The sequence below is a fragment of the Frankia sp. CoBUL1 genome, assembly GCF_978021245.1.
This window is the reverse complement of the sequence record NZ_CDXDOS010000355.1, coordinates 1-2,747: the sequence shown is the minus strand read 5'-3', so window position 1 is coordinate 2,747 and position 2,747 is coordinate 1. Positions and strand designations below refer to the sequence as shown.

At 70.4% G+C, this 2,747-nt stretch carries 4 protein-coding genes; 3 read left to right on the top strand and 1 reads right to left on the bottom strand.

All coding sequences use genetic code 11. The annotated features are described in order from the left end of the window. The first annotated feature begins 230 nt into the window (after positions 1-230). From AC08OX_RS16820 to AC08OX_RS16810, 3 genes are all read left to right on the top strand, one after another. Positions 231-641, top strand: a complete 411-nt coding sequence (locus AC08OX_RS16820) for a PaaI family thioesterase (RefSeq protein WP_476608686.1) — start codon at positions 231-233, stop codon at positions 639-641. A 77-nt stretch (positions 642-718) separates the two neighbouring features. Next, on the top strand, positions 719-1,366 hold the full coding sequence (locus tag AC08OX_RS16815) for a TetR/AcrR family transcriptional regulator (protein WP_476608685.1): 648 nt from the start codon (positions 719-721) through the stop codon (positions 1,364-1,366). Positions 1,367-1,575: 209 nt separating this feature from the next. Beyond that, a complete protein-coding gene (locus AC08OX_RS16810; RefSeq protein ID WP_023841463.1) occupies positions 1,576-1,803 on the top strand; it encodes a hypothetical protein in 228 nt (75 codons plus the stop codon). A gap of 297 nt (positions 1,804-2,100) precedes the next feature. Here AC08OX_RS16810 and AC08OX_RS16805 read toward each other — a convergent pair. Further along, a partial coding sequence (locus AC08OX_RS16805; RefSeq protein ID WP_476608684.1) for a class I SAM-dependent methyltransferase occupies positions 2,101-2,747 on the bottom strand: 647 nt, incomplete at its 5' end.

Sequence of the window (2,747 nt, the reverse complement as noted above, 5' to 3'; positions counted from 1 at the left end):
CCATCGCTTCGCCCTGGATTCAGGCGAGCAGCGAGACGAAAGCAGTGGCTCAGCCGACCGCAGCCGGCCACGGCCCAGATCATCAGTCCGCAGTCCGCCATCGAGACCACTGCCAATCGTTTCGTCACCCCTCCGCCACCCGCGCCCAGTCCCTGACGACCCACAAACCTCCCAAGGCCCACACTGCTTGGTAGGCGCCCCGCCGGCAGGCACACCTTCCTGGAGAGCCGATGACGCCCGACATCGCCGTGGCCCGCGGGCTACTCGCAGCCCAGCCCTTCAGTCGACTGCTCGGCGCCCGGCTCAGTCGCTTCGAGGCGGGGGTGGCCGAGCTGACCATCCCGCTCGGAGATCATCTATGCCAGCAGCACGGCGCCGCGCACGGCGGGGCGCTGAGCTATGCCGCCGACACGGCCCTCACCTTCGCCGCCGGCAGCGTCGCGGGGGACGCCGTCCTGACCTCCGAGATGAAGATCAACTATTTCCGGGGGGCGCGGGGCGACGAGCTCATCGCCCGTGCCGAGGTCGTCCACGCCGGCTCCACTCTGGTTACCGTGCGCTGCGAGGTCTTCGACCGCGGCGGAGACAGGGACGGGGAACGGCTCTGCGCCGTCGCGCTCGGCACCGTCGCGCGCCGCTGACCACCAGCACACCCCTCGTGACGACCAAGCTTCCGTAGGCTCGATGGGGCGTACGGCCGAGCCCCCCGGAGGTGCACATGGCCAGCAGCGTGGCGACGGCGGACCGGCCGATGCGCTCGCACGCGCACCGCAACCGCGAGCGGATCATCGAGGTGGCCCGGGGCACCTTCGCCGGCAGCGACAGGGACATCTCCCTCAACGAGGTCGCCAGGCAGCCGGGGGTCGGGATCGGCACGCTTTTCCGGCACTTTCCCAACCGGGACGCGCTGCTCGAGGCGCTGCTGCACGATCGGACCGCCGCGCTACTCGACGAGGTGGACCGGCTGCTGGACGCCCCGGAGGCGGGCGCGGCGCTGTTCGGCTGGCTCGACAAACTGATCACGCACATCGCGACCTACCGGGGGGTGGCCGCCAGGCTGCTCGCCATGGTGAGCGACGAGGAGACGGGGCTGCACGCGTCCTGCCACTCCCTCGAGCAGGCGACGCTGGCACTCCTCGTCCGGGCCCAGCGGGCCGGCGACGTCCGGTCGGACGTGCGGGTCGAGGAGGTGATCTCTCTCGTGACCGCCATCGGCTGGATCCGGGAAGAGGCGCCGGAGCGGGCGGACCACGCTCGACCCCTGCTCTCGATCATGACCGATGGCCTGCGGGTTCAGTCCCGGCCGACAACCGATCATACCCCGGGGTCTTACAAAACGGAACACCACACCGGTAGGAGGTCATAGACGACGGATCACGACGGATCACCCGAGGGAAGGCGGTGCCATGGACGGCGCGGACGTGATCGTAGATCGTGTCGAGCGGGCTGTCGATCTTCTGCGGTTGGTCGCTCGTGCTCGGGCCACGGACGGACAGACGGGTAAGAGCGGCCCGTGCGGGAACTGGTACTCCGAAGGATGTGTATCCGCAGACCCCGATGAAGGGAGCCGATCAGATGACCACGACAGCCGAGACCGGGAACGTCACCGGCACGAAGGACGCCCAGTACGACCTGCTGTGGTTCACGGAGAGGTGTCTGAGCAACGCGCTGCGGCTGGAGACCTACATCGGCGACGCCGAGCGCGACGACGACCAGGAGCTGGCGAGCCTGTTCCGCCGGGCGCAGAACGAAAGCCGCAAGGGCGCCGAGGAGGGCAAGCAGTTGCTGCGCAACCGGCTCTGACCCGGCCCCTCCCACCTCCTCCGGTTCCCCCGGTGCCCGGCTGCGGAGACGACCGACCGGCGTACGGTCCGCAGTGTCTTGCCGGTCGGTCGCCACGATCGCTGAGTGCGGTCTCGCAGGTTTCCCCACACGGGTGCCCTGGACATCATCCCCGGTCAACCCCAACCGAAACCCACGAGGGCGCTACAGACTGTAAGTAGGTCGGGTGACGGGCGGATCAGGGTGACTGGCGGATCGGTTCGCGTGAGCGGAGCGCGCGAGGTGGCGCCAGACCAGGGCGGGTCAGACCAGGGCGGGTCAGACCGTGTCGAGGTCGGCCACGAGGAGGTCGGCTACGACGACGTGGCCGTTGCGCAGCGACTGGCGGTGCCGAACCGGCACCGCCAGCCACCGGGCGAGCGTGAGCAGGTCGTCGTCGCGGCGGACGGTGAAGCCGTGGGCGGCGAGCATCCGACGCATCGCGGCGGGGGTCCATGCCGAGCGGTTGGGTTCGCGGGCCATGGGATCGGGGCGCCGTGACACGATAGTTAGCACCCGTGCCGCCAGCCGGCCGAGAAACGCCGAGAGCGCCGGCGCGTGGTAATGAACGATCAGGCGGCTTCCCGGGGTCGAGCGCCCCGCCACGACCCGGGTCGTGGCGGCGACCTGGCCACGGGTGAGGTAGGGCACGACACCCTCCCAGATCCAGACCGTCGGCACCGTCGGCCGATGCCCCACCGACGTCAGGGCCGCGTCGCGGTCGTCACGGCTGAAGTCCACCGGCGCAAAGCGCGGTGCCGTTCCCGGCGGCCCCGCGTCCCCGAGCCGGTCGAGCTTGTCCCGCTGGGACGCCGGATGATCGACCTCGAATACGGCGACGCCGGCGAGCTCCGGCATCCGCCAGGGCCGTCCGTCCAGGCCCGCGCCGAGAACCACCAGTTGCTCCGCCCGCCGCACCCCCCGAT

Bases quoted from the DNA above. Each gene is read 5' to 3' on its own strand.
- AC08OX_RS16820 (WP_476608686.1), top strand. From the start codon at position 231: ATGACGCCCGACATCGCCGTGGCCCGCGGGCTACTCGCAGCCCAGCCC.
- AC08OX_RS16815 (WP_476608685.1), top strand. From the start codon at position 719: ATGGCCAGCAGCGTGGCGACGGCGGACCGGCCGATGCGCTCGCACGCG.
- AC08OX_RS16810 (WP_023841463.1), top strand. From the start codon at position 1,576: ATGACCACGACAGCCGAGACCGGGAACGTCACCGGCACGAAGGACGCC.